The sequence below is a fragment of the Pedobacter nutrimenti genome (genome assembly GCF_003208655.1).
GTDB classification, from domain to species: Bacteria; Bacteroidota; Bacteroidia; order Sphingobacteriales; family Sphingobacteriaceae; genus Pedobacter; species Pedobacter nutrimenti.
The window spans coordinates 1-15,310 of record NZ_QKLU01000006.1; the positions used below are offsets into that span (position 1 = coordinate 1).

A 15,310-nucleotide genomic window follows, 5' to 3' on the forward strand; every position below is an offset into this window, starting at 1 on the left:
CGATGATTATTTTAATCCTCCAAGGCTCCATCTGACAACTGAATAGCAATAAATACGAACAGATGAAATTATTAGAAGGAAAAACAGCACTGATCACTGGTGCTTCTAAAGGAATCGGCCGCAAAATAGCGGAAAAATTTGCAGAACAAGGTGCTAATGTTGCCTTCACCTATCTTTCTTCGGTAGAAAAAGGACAGGCCCTGGAACAGGAATTACAATCTTTCGGAACAAAAGTGAAAGGCTACCGTTCAGACGCCTCTAAATTCGATGAAGCGGAAAAACTAATTGCAGATATCGTGGCTGACTTTGGGACCCTGGACATTGTGGTCAACAATGCCGGAATCACAAAAGACGGCCTGCTGATGAGAATGAGTGAGGAAAACTGGGATGAGGTGATGAATGTGAACCTGAAGTCTGTTTTTAACGTAACCAAGGCCGCTTCAAAAATTATGATGAAAAACCGTAAAGGTGTTTTTATCAATATGAGTTCTGTAGTGGGTGTTCAGGGAAATGCTGGACAATCCAACTATGCCGCCTCCAAAGCTGGTATTATTGGTTTTACCAAGTCCATCGCAAAAGAACTGGGTTCCAGGAATATCCGGGCAAATGTCGTTGCACCGGGTTTTATCCGTACGGAAATGACCGATATCCTTGACCCTAAAGTGGTGGAAGGCTGGGAGCAGGGGATTCCATTGAAGCGCGCCGGAGAAACAGAAGATGTGGCCAATACCTGTATCTTTCTGGCTTCAGACATGAGTGCTTATATCAGCGGACAGGTGCTTTCTGTTTGCGGTGGTATGCTGTAAAAGACATTATTTACTTAAATGATATCCCCCGTTGATGATTTTTATCGGCGGGGGATTTTTATATTTCTGAAGATAATCATAGCCCGGCTGTAAAGATGTCCAGAATGCGGTGTACTGAGGAAAAGTGGCCTGTTTGGCTTTTCTGTTTTCAACCGTCATTTTAAAAGGGAAAATATAAACCGGAATCTGCTGCTGTCCGTTGTTCCTGGCTTCTGTCGCCAGCACATACACTTCTTTGATCTTATCGTCTGTTAAAGGTATACAGCCTATGGTCACTTCCTTGCCATGGATATAAATGTCGCCTCCGGGCTTATTGCTGCCGCTTCTGCTTAGATCTACTGCATTTGGGTAGTCTAACCCCAAAGACAAATAATAAGTGCTCTGAGGGTTAAATACGTTGATGTGATAAAAGCCTTCCGGGGTTTGCAGGTCCCCTTCTTTAACTTTTGGGCCAAGAGTTCCCGAGTGAGCGCTGAAATTATAGGTTTTAAAGAGGCTATAATGAGACTGCTTGTTGGTTTTTAGCCAGAGTTCGAGTTTTCCTTCACTTTTATAGGCCGCAATGAACATACTGAAAACCCCACCGGGCTGGTGCCTGTCGATTTCTTGCTGCAGTGCAGCCCATTTTTCATCATAAGCGGTTTTAACCCGCTCAAATTTAAGCTGGTCGGATTTAAAACTCTGAGCAAAAGCGGAAGCGGACATCATGAAGGTCAGTATGGTGGTAAAGGCAATTTTCATCTGTTGGTTTTAGGGGTCTTTTTTGTTTTATTTGCCCTGCGGATCATCCAATTTTTTAAAATTTTAGCATCTTTACCCTGGGGCCTGTTTAAACAGGTCTGAACTTATGAATAATCCCTTTCATTTGCAAGACTTGTTTGTATTCCTGGGCTGCGCCGCTACAGGCTGTGGTTTTGCATGGTTGCTTTATGGAAAGACGCGCCATCTTTCCAAAGGCCTGAAATGGGGAATGAGTACCCTCCGGGCCATCGTGATGACTTTGGTATTGTGGCTGATCTTTGCTCCGCTGATCAAAAGTATTTCTTATGTGCTGGAAAAGCCACTTATTTTGATCGGGCAAGACAATTCCTTATCTGTTGGGCACACCAGTGCAAAAGGGTTTAATGCCCGCGAATATCAGCAGGACTTGCAGGACCTGGCCAAAACGCTTTCTGAAAAATATGATGTCAGGGTTTACCATTTCAGCGACAGTGTTAAAAATGGGTTTGATTTTTCCAATAAGGGAAAATGGACGGATGTTTCTGCCTTAACAGGCAAACTGAATGATGAATTTATAAACCGGAATGTGGGCGCGGTGATCCTGGCCACGGATGGTATTTTTAACAAAGGCGGGAGCCCGCTGAGTGATTTGGATAAATTGAAAGCCCCTGTGTATACCATTGCCCTTGGAGATACCGTTCCCAGAAAGGATGTGCTGGTGGCCAATATTAATTACAACAACCTGGTGTATCTTGACCATGAGTTTACGGCCGAGGTACAGGTACAGGCTTTTGAAAGTAAGGGTGAAAAGACGGTCCTTTCTGTTTTTGAAAACGGGAAAAAGATACAGGAACAGACCATCTCGGTTACCTCAAATGTTTTTGTAAAAGACCTGAGCCTGAAATTGAAAGCGGCTAAACTGGGCGCCCAAAAATATACCATCAGTTTAACAAAGCTAAGTAACGAGGTTTCCGAACTCAACAACAGCCGGACTTTTGTAGTGGATGTGATTGACAACCGCCAAAAGATCCTCTTGGCGGCTGCCAGCCCGCATCCGGATATCGCGGCACTCAAACAAGCTATAGAAGCCAATAAGTATTTTGAAGTGAAGGTTGCCCTGGACCAGGAGCTGAACCAGTTGAACCCTATAGATTATGGTCTGATTATTTTTTATCAGTTACCGGCTTTACAATCCGGCGCTTTGCCGCTGCTGAAAAAAGTACAGTCCATGAAAATCCCCCTTTGGTTTATTGCGGGGGCCCAAACCGATATCACTTCCTTTAACCAGGTGCAGAAACTGGTGCAACTGGATCCTCCAGGCGGAAATGTTAAAGAGGTTTTTGCTGTACTGAATCCGGAAATGGCCGCCTTTAACCTGGAGGAAAGCTCAAAGAAAGCCATCGGAACTTATGATCCGCTTTTGTCCCCTTCGCTCAAAACACAGCTTAACGGTCCGGCAAGCACCATCTTGTATCAAAAGAGCGGCAGATCGGAAAACACCGTACCTCTGTTGTTTTTTATGAACACTAACGGTTTGCGAACGGCTTATTTAATGGGAGAGGGGATTTGGAGGTGGAGATTGGCTGACGCTAAAAATCAGCAGCCTGAAATTTTCAGCAGGTTGATGACGGGTGTGGTCCAGTATTTAAGCATAAAGGACAATAAGAATAAATTTCGGGTTTATCCGGTTAAAAAGTCTTTTGAAGAGAACGAAAATGTGCTGTTTAATGCAGAGCTTTATAATGACAGCCAGCAGGCGGTTACGGGGCCGGATGTAAGCATTCAACTTAAAAATGAACAGGGCAAGGCCTACCAGTTTGTGTTTTCAAAATTGACCCAGGCCTATCAGCTGGACGCGGGGATGTTGCCCCCTGGTATGTATACGTATACAGCCCAGTGTAGCTATGACCATAAAAAATATACAGAAAAGGGCTCGTTCTATGTAAATGCCATTCTTGCTGAATTTCAGCAAAGCATGGCCAATCATCAAATCCTGTATACCCTTTCCACCTCCAGCGGCGGGAAAATGTACCTGCCCCAGGACATCAAATCCCTTTTAAAAGAGGTTGAAAAAAATGAAAAAATCAAAACCCTGAGTTATGAAGACCGCAACTATCAGGAGCTGATTAATTTTAAGTGGTTATTTGTTTTACTGTTAGTACTTTTGACTGCGGAATGGATGATCAGAAAGAGAAACGGACTGCAATAAAAATTGCCTATGGAAATTAGCACTTCTCAAACCATCGAAATTCTGGGCACGATCGCTTTTGCGATTTCTGGCTCTTTTGCGGCTATGCAAAGAAGACTGGATCCTTTTGGTGTGCTGATTATTGCTTTTGTCACCTCAATTGGAGGAGGTACCGTCCGTGACCTGTTGCTTGGGGATACCCCTGTGGCCTGGATGCGGGATGTCAATTATTGTCTGCTGATCCTGGTGACCTGCCTGGCCACCATTTTCTTTAAAACACATATTAAAAAATTTAAAGTAACCCTGTTTTTGTTCGACTCCCTGGGTTTGGGCCTGTTTACCATGCTGGGCATACAGAAGGGAATTATATTTGGGCTTAACCCCGGCATTTGTATTGCCTTGGGGACCATTACAGGATGTTTTGGTGGAGTGATCCGGGATACCCTGCTCAATACCATTCCCTTGATCTTTAAAAGGGAAATTTACGCCACTGCATGTATTCTTGGGGGGGTATTGTATTATGCCCTGGTGTATTTTAACCTGAAAACAGATGTAGCCAGACTGCTGGTGATTGCCTTTATTTTTGTGTTCAGAATTATTGTTGTGAAATATAAGCTGACTTTGCCCAAGTTCGGGTATTAGGCCCTGCTATTTTTTTGGATTTTCTTTCACGATGACATAGACATCTTCATTGTCTTTTTTCATGAAATACTTTTCACGGGCAAATTTTTCTGCAGTATTCAGGTTGGTATTCAGCTCATTGAGGTCTTTTTTGACATGAGCAATTTCGGCCTCGTAAAAATCCTTTTCTTCCTGTAATTTGTTTACTTCGGCCCGGTATTCGTACTGGGACAGCATGTCGTTCTTGTCAAAGAAAAGCATCCAGACCACAAAAGCTGCTGCAGCTATAAAGTACTTGTTCCGGAAAATTTCCAACAGGCGATTCATCTCTGCAAATATATAAATGATTTAAGATAAGTTATTTATTATTTTTTTAAATCTTTTTTACTGTTGATCCGGCCCTGCCGGTAGGCGTTTTTGAGGATATCCATTACGGTACATCAGACTGCCGCTTCGGTACCTGAAAATTCCGTCTGGGTCAGTTTGTCTGCCTGTGGGGCATGCAGGGTGCTTAAACTTGTATCAACAAATAAATATGAGTATTATGAAAAGATTATTTTTAATGGCGGGACTGCTTGCTGCGGTCCATCTGGTTAAGGCACAGGATATTCAATTGATTCCAAAAGCGGGCTTAAGCCTCTCCAGGCAATCCATCAGTAATGTAAGTGGTGAAGGATTTAAAACCGGCTTTACGGCTGGATTGGGGCTGAATTTTCAAATTGCCAAATCTTCATTTTCTATCCAGCCGGAGTTAAATTATGTTAGTGAGGGGACAAAAATCAAAGGGACCAATTTAAAGTACAACCTGAATTATCTGGAAATACCGGTACTGGCTAAATATACTTTCGGACCGGTGTATGTCAACGCGGGACCTTCCCTGGGCCTTGCTGTAGGTGGAAAAGAAAAGATGGAAGCTTTGTATGGGGCAAAAATAAATAAACTCGATTTCGGGATCCAGATGGGGGCAGGTGTGGCCATTCCTGCCGGAAAAGGAAGCATCTTGCTGGATGGCCGCTACGCGCTGGGACTGACCGATGTAAATAAAGGCCCTGCGACAGCCAAAAACAGAGGGATTTTATTGACCATTGGCTATGCCATTCCTCTTTAAGTCTGTTTTTATAAAAAAAAACTTTCCATTTCTGCTGGTCAGAAAGCGGAAAGTTTTTCGGTTTTTTGTGAATCAAAAATTTATTCATGGGAAGAATGGAAAAGAATAAAACCAGAGGGGAATTTCGTATTCAGCGAATCATTATCATTCCCCTGGTCTTTTTATTGTATTACCTGGCCTCTTTTTTGGTGGAACCCTATGCCGCATTCTGGGGGCATTATTTTGACCGGAGCATTTGGTCCTTGCTGATGGAATGGTCAGCTGCATTGCTTTGCTGCGTGCTGATTACCGAAACCAGTATTTTTATTTCCAGGTACCTGAACAAAACCCTTCCCTGGGATAAACAATCTTTAAAAAGGCTGTTGATTCAGTTTTTTATTCAGATTGCCTTTGTAATGGCATTTATCCTGTTGCTTAACCTGCTTGATCTTTATCTGACCGAAAATTATAAGATGGATCAGGAAGATATTAAAAACATCGGTCAGCTGACCATCATCAGCATCCTGATTTCCTTGCTCATCAGTTCGGTACATACCGGCAGTTTTCTTTTATCCAGCTGGAAAAAATCGGCCATTGAAGCCTCAGAACTTAAACTAAAGGCGGCACATTTTCAACAAACGGCCATGCAGTCCGAGTTGCAGGCTTTAAAAATGCAATTGGACCCTCATTTTCTGTTTAATAATTTTAGTGTTCTGACAGATCTGATCATGGAAGATCAGGTGCTGGCGGTAGATTTTTTAGATAACCTGTCAAAAATATACAGGTACCTGATGATGAATTCGAACAAGAACCTGATTCCCTTAAACCAGGAGATCAGATTCATCCGGTCTTACATTTTTCTGATCCGGATCCGTCATGGGGAATCGGTCCATTTTGAAATGGACATTTCGGAACATGCATTGGAAAAAGGAATACCGCCCCTGACCCTGCAATTGCTGATTGAAAATGCGCTTAAGCACAACCAAACCTTAAAGAGCAATCCTTTAAAAATTTCCATCCGAAGTAAATCGGATTATGAACTGGAAGTTTCAAACGATCTTTTTCCCATCGAAAACCAGGCGCCTTCTTTGGGTATGGGCTTAAAGAACATTTATGACCGGTATAGAATTTTAACCGATAAGGCCCCCCTTGTTGAGCAGGCGATGCACCGGTTTTGTGTACACCTCCCGTTAATCGAATTAGAGCAATGAAAATATTAATTATAGAAGACGAAAAACACAGTGCCAATCATCTGGAGAAATTATTGAAGACACTGGACCGGGATTGTGTGGTGGAACGTGGTCTGGAGAGTATTGCCGAAAGCGTTTTCTGGCTGCAAAATAACGAAAGTCCGGATCTGATTATGATGGACATCCGTCTGGCAGACGGGCTGAGCTTTGAAATTTTTAAAAAAACAGAAGTGAAATGCCCGGTGGTGTTTACAACCGCTTACGATGAATATGCGGTAAATGCTTTTAAGGTGAATAGTGTGGATTATCTGTTGAAGCCAATAAGTCTTGACGACCTGAAATTTGCAATGGATAAATTTAATCAACAATTTGTTTCAAGGGCCAATCCCGGAATAGAGGGTTTGTTAAAACAATATTTAAGTAAAGACTCTTCTTACAGATCCAGGTTCCTGATCCCTTTTAGGGATGGGTTTAAAACCATAGAAATCACTGAGGTCAACTATTTTTATTCAGAGTTTAAGGTAACCCATGCGGTGCTCGGGAACGGGCGGACAGAAGCTCTTGCCCAAACCCTGGAAGACTTACAGGAACAAACGGACCCCAAACAGTTTTTTAGGTTGAACCGGCAATACCTGGTCAGTTTAAAAAGCATTTATGCGATCCACAATTATTTTAATGGGAAACTTAAAGTCCGTATTGATCCTGTATCGGAGCTTTGGGCAATAGTGAGCAAGGAGAAAGCACCCTTATTTAAACACTGGCTGGACCGTTAAGTCATCAAAAAAGCCCTGTCTCTACTAAAGACAGGGCTTTTTTGATATGAAAATTTCAATTACTTCTTGAAGTATTTGAAATCTTTTCCAATAAAACGTGCTGCCGCACCCAGTTCTTCTTCAATGCGAAGCAACTGGTTGTATTTTGCGATCCTGTCAGAGCGGGAAGCAGAACCGGTTTTGATCTGTCCGCAGTTCAGGGCCACGGCAAGGTCAGCAATCGTGGTATCTTCGGTCTCACCACTTCTGTGGCTCATGACCGAGGTATAACCATTGCTTTGTGCTAAAGTTACGGCATTGATGGTTTCTGTTAAAGATCCGATCTGGTTTACTTTAACCAGAATAGAGTTTGCAGTGTGGTTGTCAATGCCTTGTTGTAAACGTTTTACATTGGTTACAAACAAATCATCTCCCACCAGCTGAACGCGGTCACCGATTTTTTCGGTCAGCAATTTCCAACCAGCCCAGTCATCTTCGGCCATTCCATCTTCGATAGAGATGATTGGATATTTAGCTGACAGCTGAGCCAGGTATTCTGCCTGTTCAGCACTGCTGCGAACGGCACCTTTATCGCCTTCAAATTTTGTATAATCGTATTTGCCGTCTTTGTAAAATTCAGAGGCTGCGCAGTCAAAAGCAAGGCAGATTTGCTCACCTGGTTTGTAACCTGCTTTTTCGATGGCTTTAAGAATGGTTTCCACTGCATCTTCAGTACCATCAAAAGTTGGGGCAAAACCACCTTCATCACCTACAGCCGTAGAAAGGCCCCTGTCATGTAAAATGGCTTTCAGGTTGTGAAATACTTCTGTTCCCCATCTTAAGGCTTCAGAAAAAGAAGCCGCACCAACCGGCATGATCATAAATTCCTGAAAAGCGATAGGGGCATCAGAGTGAGAACCGCCGTTTACGATGTTCATCATTGGAATGGGCAGGGTATTGGCATTTACACCACCAATATAACGGTATAATGGCTGACGGCTTTCCTGTGCAGCTGCTTTAGCCACGGCTAAAGAAACACCTAAAATGGCATTTGCACCCAGTTTTCCTTTATTTTCTGTGCCGTCCAGTTTGATCATCAAGTCATCGATCGCATTTTGCTCAAATACATCCACTCCTTTTAAGGCATCGGCAATCTTATCGTTAACGTTGGCAACAGCTTTTAAAACGCCTTTGCCCATATATACAGATTTATCATTGTCCCTAAGCTCTACGGCTTCGTGAACACCCGTTGAAGCACCTGAAGGTACTGCTGCACGGCCAAGCACACCATTCTCTGTAATTACGTCTACTTCAATAGTAGGATTACCGCGGGAATCAAGTATTTGCCGCGCATGAACATCGATTATTAAACTCATTTTTATTGGTTTTTATGTATAAATAAACCTTAGTGTAAAACTTACAATTACTAAGGCATTATTCAAAGTTAAAATAAATTTCAAATTATAATCCCTGATAATGGTTTTTTTTAAATTAAGCCTTAAATAAGAAATAGTTAAGTTAAAAAACCTTTAAAAACAAGGGGCATAGTTCTTAGAACTATGCCCCTTGTTTTTATGTCGTAAATTTAAAAATGTTATGCTTTTTCAGATTTTGCTGCAAAAACAGCTTTGTAGACAATACCGGCTAAAATGGCGCCGATAATCGGTGCTACCCAGAACAACCAAAGTTGGCTCAGGGCTTCTCCACCCACAAACAAAGCCTGACTGGTGCTTCTTGCAGGGTTAACAGAAGTATTGGTCACCGGGATGCTGATCAGGTGGATCAGGGTCAGGGTTAAACCAATGGCCAGACCGGCAAACCCTTTTGGGGCCCTGTCGTCTGTCGCACCCAGAATTACAATCAGAAAGATAAAGGTCATAACGACTTCACAAACCAGGGCTGCATTCATGCTGTATTTGCCCGGGGAAAGGTCTCCGTAGCCATTGGTGGCAAAACCACCTATAGCGCTTCCGTTACCGGTTGCAATGACATAGAGGATCCCTGCTGCAGCAATCCCGCCCAGTACCTGTGCAATAATGTAGGGGATCAAATCCTTACCATCAAAACGCCCGCCAATCCACAAACCAACCGAAACGGCCGGATTAAGATGTGCGCCTGAAATGTGTCCTATGGCATAGGCCATGGTCACAACGGTCAATCCAAAGGCAAGGGCAACACCGGCAAAACCGATTCCCGCTCCGGGAAAGTTACAGGCCAGGACAGCGCTTCCACAACCGCCCAGTACAAGCCAAAAGGTTCCAATAAATTCTGCTGCTAATTTTTTCATGGGTTACATTAATTTAAATTGTTTTTCAAGTTTGGTTTACTCTACGTAAATTACAATAAAAATTTAGTATTCCATATACAATTTTTTTAAGGGGAATTTTAAACTACTCCCACTTAAAGACCTTAACGGCAACGGCATAGATGCCCAGTCCCCAGATCAGCATGATCAGAATCTGGTGTTTAACATCCCACAAACCTGCTCCTTCAAAAGCCACTTTTCTCATGGCATCGTTCAGATAAGTGAGCGGAAGCGCCCTGCTGATGGGCTGCAACCAGCTGGGAAATGCATTTATAGAAAAGAAGGTGCCTGAAAGCAGGAACTGCGGTAGGGTAATGATGTTGGAGATGGGGGGGATGGTGCTTTCACTTTTAGCCAGACCGGAAACCACAAAGCCAAATCCCATAAAAACAATCACCCCTATGGCGGCCAATACCAGCATATTGAGTACGGTTATGGTCCCATGGATCAGGGTAAAATGAAAAAAGAAATGACCGACCAGGATGATAAACAGTGCACCAATAAGAGCAAAACCAATGCGGGCCAAACCTTCTCCGATCACAATACTGGAGCGTTTTACCGGTGTGGCAAAAAAACGTTTAATGACCAGGGTCTGGCGGAGGCTGAAGAAAACAAAGGCCGTTCCGAAAACCCCGGTGCTGAGCAGGGAAAACCCAAGTTGTCCGGGCAGGATAAAGTCTATGGTCCGGTAAATCCGGCCAGTAACAGTGCTTTCTTTGATCTGCGCAACAGTTGGCTTAACATTTTGCGTATTCAGACTGTACAGCAGGTTATTTAAAATGGATTTGAGGATGTTTCCTTTGTCCATTGAAGCAGAAGTATATTTTACATCAGCAATAAAGGCGGGCAGGCCGGCAGGATTCTTTTGTACACTGATGACCGCATCCAGATGGCCTTTTTCAAGATTTGTTTTGACTTCGGCTGCATTTTGGTCTTTAACGAGCCGGACAACGGCTATCTTTTCCAGTGCGCCTATAATCGGGTTCTGCACATCGGAACCTGGTGCAATGGCCAGGTCTACTTTTACACCTCCTCCGCCAAGAAATCCGAATACCAGGATAAAAATCAGGGGAAAGGCTAAGGTAAAGACCACTGCAGAGGGGCTCCGCATAATAGATCTGAAACTTGCTTTGGCCAAGGCCAGGGTGGCTTTGGTGTTACTGTAAGGTTTTTTCATGGGGCTTGGTTTATCCTTCGCGCCACTGCTGGCCGGTCAGGTGAATAAATACATCTTCAAGGTTTGCTTTTTTGACTTCTTTTTTCCGCTCAAAGCCACTGCTGACCAGGTTGTCAATCAGGTTATCGGGACTGTCCAGGGCAATGACCTTTCCGTGTTCGACAAAGGCCACCCGGTCACAAAGCTGTTCGGCCTCATCCATATAATGCGTGGTGATCACAACAGTTGTACCGCCATTGCGGATTTCGGTGATCAGGTCCCAGAGATTACGCCTGGCCTGGGGGTCAAGTCCGGTAGTCGGTTCGTCCAGGAAGATGATTTTTGGGGAGTTGATCAGGGTGGTTGCAATGGAAAAGCGTTGTTTCTGTCCACCAGATAGGGCTTTGTATTTGGCTTTGGCCTTATCCTGAAGGTTTACTTTTTCCAGCATTTCCATGGGTTTTATGTCCACGCCATAGAGACCGGAAAATAACTCCATCAGTTCGACCAGGTTTAGACTGGGGTAGTAGCCCGCAGCCTGGAGCTGTACGCCTATAATCTGTTTGATCTGTCCGGCATCCTTATCCACAGAAAGACCGTTTACCGTAATTTCTCCGGATGTTTTTTCCCTTAGGGTTTCAATAATTTCCAGAGTGGTGGTTTTGCCGGCTCCGTTTGGCCCCAGCAGGCCAAAGATCTCATGTTCATAAACTTCAAAGCTGATGCCCTGCACGGCAGTAAAGTCATCATAGGTTTTTACCAGGTCTTTGACACTGATAATGGCGTTTCGTTTATCCATGATGTAAAAGTAAGAAGGTTTTTAAGGAATGAAAAACCATTCATCCCTCAAAACCTGCATTATGTCGGTAAAATGATGCTTTTAAAGCGTGAATTCCGCTTACCAGGCCAGTTCGCCTTTGATCATTTCAATAAAATCATCAAAAAGGTAACGCGAATCGTGCGGGCCTGGAGAAGATTCCGGGTGATATTGTACGGAGAATGCTTTTTTCCCTTTCACCCTGATGCCTTCAATGGATTGGTCATTCAAATTGATGTGGGTAATTTCTACCTTATCAGAATTTCTGACTTCTTCAGGGACAACACCAAAGCCATGGTTTTGTGAAGTGACTTCACAATGATCTTTAATGATGTTTTTTACCGGATGGTTCAATCCCCTGTGGCCATTGAACATTTTCATGGTTCCAATGCCATTGGCTTCTGCCAGCAACTGGTGGCCAAGACAAATTCCGAATAATGGCTTTTCAGCTGCCAGGATTTGTTTTACAGTTTCAATCGCATAGGGCATGGCCGAAGGATCGCCAGGGCCATTGGAAATAAAATAACCATCGGCACCCCATTTGTTCATTTCTTCAAATGTGGTTTTTGCAGGAAATACCTGTACATAAATATCCCTGTCATCGAAATTACGCAGGATGTTTTTTTTGATGCCCAGGTCCAGCGCAGCAACTTTATAGCTGGCCTGCTCAGAGCCATAGAAATATGGTTTTTCAGTAGATACCTTTGAAGACAACTCCAGTCCGTCCATGGAAGGAACTTCGGCCAGTTTTTGTTTCAGTTCTTCAATATCTGTAATTTCTGAAGAAATGATGGCATTCATTGCTCCTTTATGCCTGATGTGTCTGACCAGGGCACGGGTGTCTATGTCTGAAATGCCAACTATATTTTCATTTTGAAAATAATCCTGAATGGATTCAGAAGCTTCCTTTCTGCTGAAACCTATGTTGTAATTTTTACAGACCAAACCTGCAATTTTTATGGATTCAGATTCAATCTCTTCTTTGTGTATGCCATAATTTCCAATGTGCGCATTGGTGGTCACCATAATCTGACCAAAATAAGAAGGGTCAGTGAAAATTTCCTGATAACCCGTCATCCCTGTATTGAAACAGATTTCTCCGGTAGTGGTACCGATTTTTCCAGCCGCTTTTCCCTGAAATACGGTTCCGTCAGCCAATAATAAGATCGCGGGTAACTTGGTGTAGTTAGTCATGATGATAAGAATCAGAAATTATGTTGAAAAAAGAGAAAAAAAGACGTGGATGAATGGCATTTGAGCCGTTTTTACTGTTAACAATGGTGCTGTTATCTAACCCGTTCATTTCGGGATACAAAGATAGGTTTTTGAGTGATCATTTCCATATTTTTTTTAATACAAATCATTCTGCCCATATCTCGGAAGGAAAAGTTAGAATCTGTTTAAATTTATAAAGTAAAATTGGTTATGGTCTATTTTTTAGCGAAACGATGCAAATTTTGTAGAGATAGCGGAGCTTCTACCTTGAAAAAATTTAAAGAAGTTGCAGCAAAACAGAGACCGTAAACAAATTATTAGATAAGTTTAAACAGTTTCTTAATTTTGCTGTACTAAATCTAATCACCATGTCAGTAAATAAAGAAGTAAAACGCATTACCACTCATATTCTGCAAGAAATGAAAAACCGTGGCGAAAAAATCGCCATGTTAACCGCTTACGACTATTCTATGGCCACCATTCTGGGGGATGCCGGTCTGGATGTTTTGCTGGTTGGCGATTCTGCATCCAATGTGATGGCGGGACATGAAACGACTTTGCCCATTACACTTGATCAGATGATTTATCATGCACAGAGTGTGGTTCGCGGAGCGGGAAGGGCATTGGTTGTGGTCGATCTTCCTTTTGGTACTTATCAGGGCAATTCAAAAGAAGCCTTAAACTCTGCCATTCGCATTATGAAAGAATCCGGTGCCCATGGGGTGAAAATGGAAGGGGGAGAAGAAATTGCGGAATCTATACAACGTATTGTGACTGCAGGTATCCCGGTTATGGGACATTTGGGGCTTACCCCGCAGTCCATTTATAAGTTTGGGACCTACACGGTAAGGGCCAAAGATGAGCTGGAGGCCGAAAAGTTAAAGAACGATGCTATAATACTGGAACAAAGCGGATGTTTTTCCCTGGTTCTTGAAAAAATACCGGCTAAACTGGGTAAGGAAGTTTCCCAAAGTTTACACATTCCAACGATTGGAATTGGTGCCGGTCCGGACTGTGATGGACAGGTTTTGGTCGTCAATGATATGATTGGCTTAACCAAAGGGTTTAAACCTCGTTTTCTGCGCCAGTACCTGGATTTGTACACCGGTATTAAAGATGCGGCCGAGGCTTATATCAAAGATGTAAAAGGAAATGATTTTCCGAATGAAAAAGAACAATACTAATGCCGATTACTGCAAAAGATATACTATACGAGGACAATCATTTAATTGCCATTAACAAACGGGCTGGTGACATCGTCCAGGTGGATGAGACAGGTGATGAGCCCCTGGAAGAAAAGGTGAAAAAATACCTGGTTGCAACATACAATAAACCCAATACGGCTTTTTTAGGTGTAGTACACCGCTTAGACCGTCCGGTAAGTGGTGTGATCCTGTTTGCAAAAACAAGCAAGGCCCTGGAAAGGATGAATGCGCAGTTTAAAAACCGGGAGGTGAAAAAGACCTACTGGGCTATAGTCAGAAAAAAGCCGGCCCTGCATTCAGGGACCCTGGTGCATTGGCTGGTTAAAAATCCCCAGAAAAATGTGGTTACTCCTTATGAAAAGGAAGTGCCGGGAAGTCAGCGTGCGGAATTGAGCTACCGCCTGATCGGAGAGCTTGGCGGGTATTACCTGATTGAAGTGGATCCCCTGACGGGAAGGTCACACCAGATCAGGGTCCAGTTGTCTACTTTAGGCTGTCCTATTGTCGGGGACAACAAATACGGATATCCCAGGGGGAGCAGGAAAGGGAGCATTTGTCTGCACGCACGCCGCCTGCAGTTCAATCATCCTGTAAAAAAGGAACCTGTAAACATTTTTGCCAGATTGCCAGTTGACGGGTTCTGGGAGCGCTTTGAAGATTTCTAGCCTTTACTTACAATTTCCTTTCTGAAGGACGATACTGTTGTTGAATTGAATTTTACGGGGATCTTTAAAGACCATTTCCCCGTTTTTTTCTTCTACATCCCCAAAGCCCTCCAGGAGCTGGTTCCCCTTCTTTAAAAAGATCAGTTCCCTGGCAGAATGCATGCCTTCAGCATCAAAAATATAATGAATAAACAGGCTGTCGCCTTTCATTTTACCGGTTATGGTACCATAATTCCGGTCTTTCTCAAAAAGACTGTACAACAGGTCGCCACTGAGCTGGTCCCCGTTTTTACGGAGCGTCATGGCAATGGTGTCCTTGCCGCTGGCATATAAATAACATTCTTTTTCAAGTTTGCTAACCGTTTTGTTTTCAGCGGTGATGACACTGTCGGCTTTTTTGCTGGTGGGTGTAGTGTTTTGACAAGCCGTCAGAAAGCCTGTCAGCAGTACAAATAGTAAAATGTAGGTTTTCATTGGGGTGTTTTGTTTTTAGGTTTCAGATGGCCGGGATGCCGTCCACAAAGGATATAACAATTGAAAGCTCAAATGGTGTGGAAGAAGATAAAAAAGAAAAGCCCTGCCG

General features: G+C 43.3%; 16 protein-coding genes. 8 read left to right on the forward strand and 8 right to left on the reverse strand.

Going from position 1 to position 15,310, the window contains the following annotated elements; all coding sequences use genetic code 11:
• Window positions 1-62 precede the first annotated feature (62 nt).
• Entirely contained in the window at window positions 63-806 is a 744-nt protein-coding gene (fabG, locus tag B0O44_RS16755; RefSeq protein ID WP_110833063.1) for a 3-oxoacyl-[acyl-carrier-protein] reductase, read from the forward strand.
• 6 nt (window positions 807-812) lie between these two features.
• On the opposite strand, the gene B0O44_RS16760 is transcribed toward fabG, so the two are convergent.
• Window positions 813-1,547, reverse strand: a complete 735-nt coding sequence (locus tag B0O44_RS16760; RefSeq protein ID WP_110833065.1) for a L,D-transpeptidase family protein — start codon at window positions 1,545-1,547, stop codon at window positions 813-815.
• A 106-nt stretch (window positions 1,548-1,653) separates the two neighbouring features.
• Here B0O44_RS16760 and B0O44_RS16765 point away from each other — a divergent pair, with 106 nt between their 5' ends.
• On the forward strand, window positions 1,654-3,735 hold the full coding sequence (locus B0O44_RS16765; protein ID WP_110833067.1) for a vWA domain-containing protein: 2,082 nt from the start codon (window positions 1,654-1,656) through the stop codon (window positions 3,733-3,735).
• 9 nt (window positions 3,736-3,744) lie between these two features.
• Window positions 3,745-4,356, forward strand: coding sequence for a trimeric intracellular cation channel family protein (locus tag B0O44_RS16770; RefSeq protein WP_110833069.1), 612 nt, complete (start codon window positions 3,745-3,747; stop codon window positions 4,354-4,356).
• A gap of 6 nt (window positions 4,357-4,362) precedes the next feature.
• On the opposite strand, the gene B0O44_RS16775 is transcribed toward B0O44_RS16770, so the two are convergent.
• Window positions 4,363-4,662, reverse strand: coding sequence for an FtsB family cell division protein (locus B0O44_RS16775; protein WP_110833071.1), 300 nt, complete (start codon window positions 4,660-4,662; stop codon window positions 4,363-4,365).
• Window positions 4,663-4,879: 217 nt separating this feature from the next.
• Here B0O44_RS16775 and B0O44_RS16780 point away from each other — a divergent pair, with 217 nt between their 5' ends.
• The 3 genes from B0O44_RS16780 (at window position 4,880) to B0O44_RS16790 (ending at window position 7,385) form a co-directional block, all read left to right on the forward strand.
• Window positions 4,880-5,443, forward strand: coding sequence for a porin family protein (locus B0O44_RS16780; RefSeq protein WP_110833073.1), 564 nt, complete (start codon window positions 4,880-4,882; stop codon window positions 5,441-5,443).
• 95 nt (window positions 5,444-5,538) lie between these two features.
• Window positions 5,539-6,633: a sensor histidine kinase gene (locus B0O44_RS16785; RefSeq protein WP_211321400.1), complete on the forward strand. Its 1,095-nt coding sequence runs from the start codon at window positions 5,539-5,541 to the stop codon at window positions 6,631-6,633.
• The gene (locus B0O44_RS16790) at window positions 6,630-7,385 is read left to right on the forward strand and encodes a LytR/AlgR family response regulator transcription factor (RefSeq protein WP_110833077.1); all 756 of its coding nucleotides are present in this window, start codon (window positions 6,630-6,632) and stop codon (window positions 7,383-7,385) included. The genes B0O44_RS16785 and B0O44_RS16790 overlap by 4 nt, the downstream gene beginning before the upstream one ends.
• Before the next feature lie 59 nt (window positions 7,386-7,444).
• Here the strand turns inward: B0O44_RS16790 and eno are convergent, their stop codons facing one another.
• The 5 genes from eno to carA form a co-directional block, all read right to left on the reverse strand.
• On the reverse strand, window positions 7,445-8,740 hold the full coding sequence (gene eno, locus B0O44_RS16795; protein WP_110833079.1) for a phosphopyruvate hydratase: 1,296 nt from the start codon (window positions 8,738-8,740) through the stop codon (window positions 7,445-7,447).
• A gap of 218 nt (window positions 8,741-8,958) precedes the next feature.
• Complete coding sequence (gene aqpZ, locus B0O44_RS16800; RefSeq protein WP_110833081.1) at window positions 8,959-9,651, reverse strand: aquaporin Z; 693 nt, start codon at window positions 9,649-9,651, stop codon at window positions 8,959-8,961.
• 103 nt (window positions 9,652-9,754) lie between these two features.
• Complete coding sequence (locus B0O44_RS16805; RefSeq protein ID WP_110833083.1) at window positions 9,755-10,846, reverse strand: ABC transporter permease; 1,092 nt, start codon at window positions 10,844-10,846, stop codon at window positions 9,755-9,757.
• 10 nt (window positions 10,847-10,856) lie between these two features.
• Window positions 10,857-11,624, reverse strand: coding sequence for an ABC transporter ATP-binding protein (locus B0O44_RS16810; protein ID WP_110833085.1), 768 nt, complete (start codon window positions 11,622-11,624; stop codon window positions 10,857-10,859).
• Between the two features lie 99 nt (window positions 11,625-11,723).
• Window positions 11,724-12,836: a glutamine-hydrolyzing carbamoyl-phosphate synthase small subunit gene (gene carA, locus B0O44_RS16815; protein WP_110833087.1), complete on the reverse strand. Its 1,113-nt coding sequence runs from the start codon at window positions 12,834-12,836 to the stop codon at window positions 11,724-11,726.
• 389 nt (window positions 12,837-13,225) lie between these two features.
• Here carA and panB point away from each other — a divergent pair, with 389 nt between their 5' ends.
• Together panB and B0O44_RS16825 are read left to right on the forward strand one after the other, a co-directional pair.
• Window positions 13,226-14,041 (forward strand): 3-methyl-2-oxobutanoate hydroxymethyltransferase, encoded by an 816-nt coding sequence (gene panB / locus B0O44_RS16820; protein ID WP_110833089.1) that lies wholly within the window; start codon window positions 13,226-13,228, stop codon window positions 14,039-14,041.
• Entirely contained in the window at window positions 14,041-14,727 is a 687-nt protein-coding gene (locus B0O44_RS16825; RefSeq protein ID WP_110833091.1) for an RluA family pseudouridine synthase, read from the forward strand. Before panB ends, B0O44_RS16825 begins: the two co-directional genes overlap by 1 nt.
• A 3-nt stretch (window positions 14,728-14,730) precedes the next feature.
• Here B0O44_RS16825 and B0O44_RS16830 read toward each other — a convergent pair whose 3' ends face one another.
• On the reverse strand, window positions 14,731-15,201 hold the full coding sequence (locus B0O44_RS16830) for a hypothetical protein (protein ID WP_110833093.1): 471 nt from the start codon (window positions 15,199-15,201) through the stop codon (window positions 14,731-14,733).
• Between the last annotated feature and the right edge of the window lie 109 nt (window positions 15,202-15,310).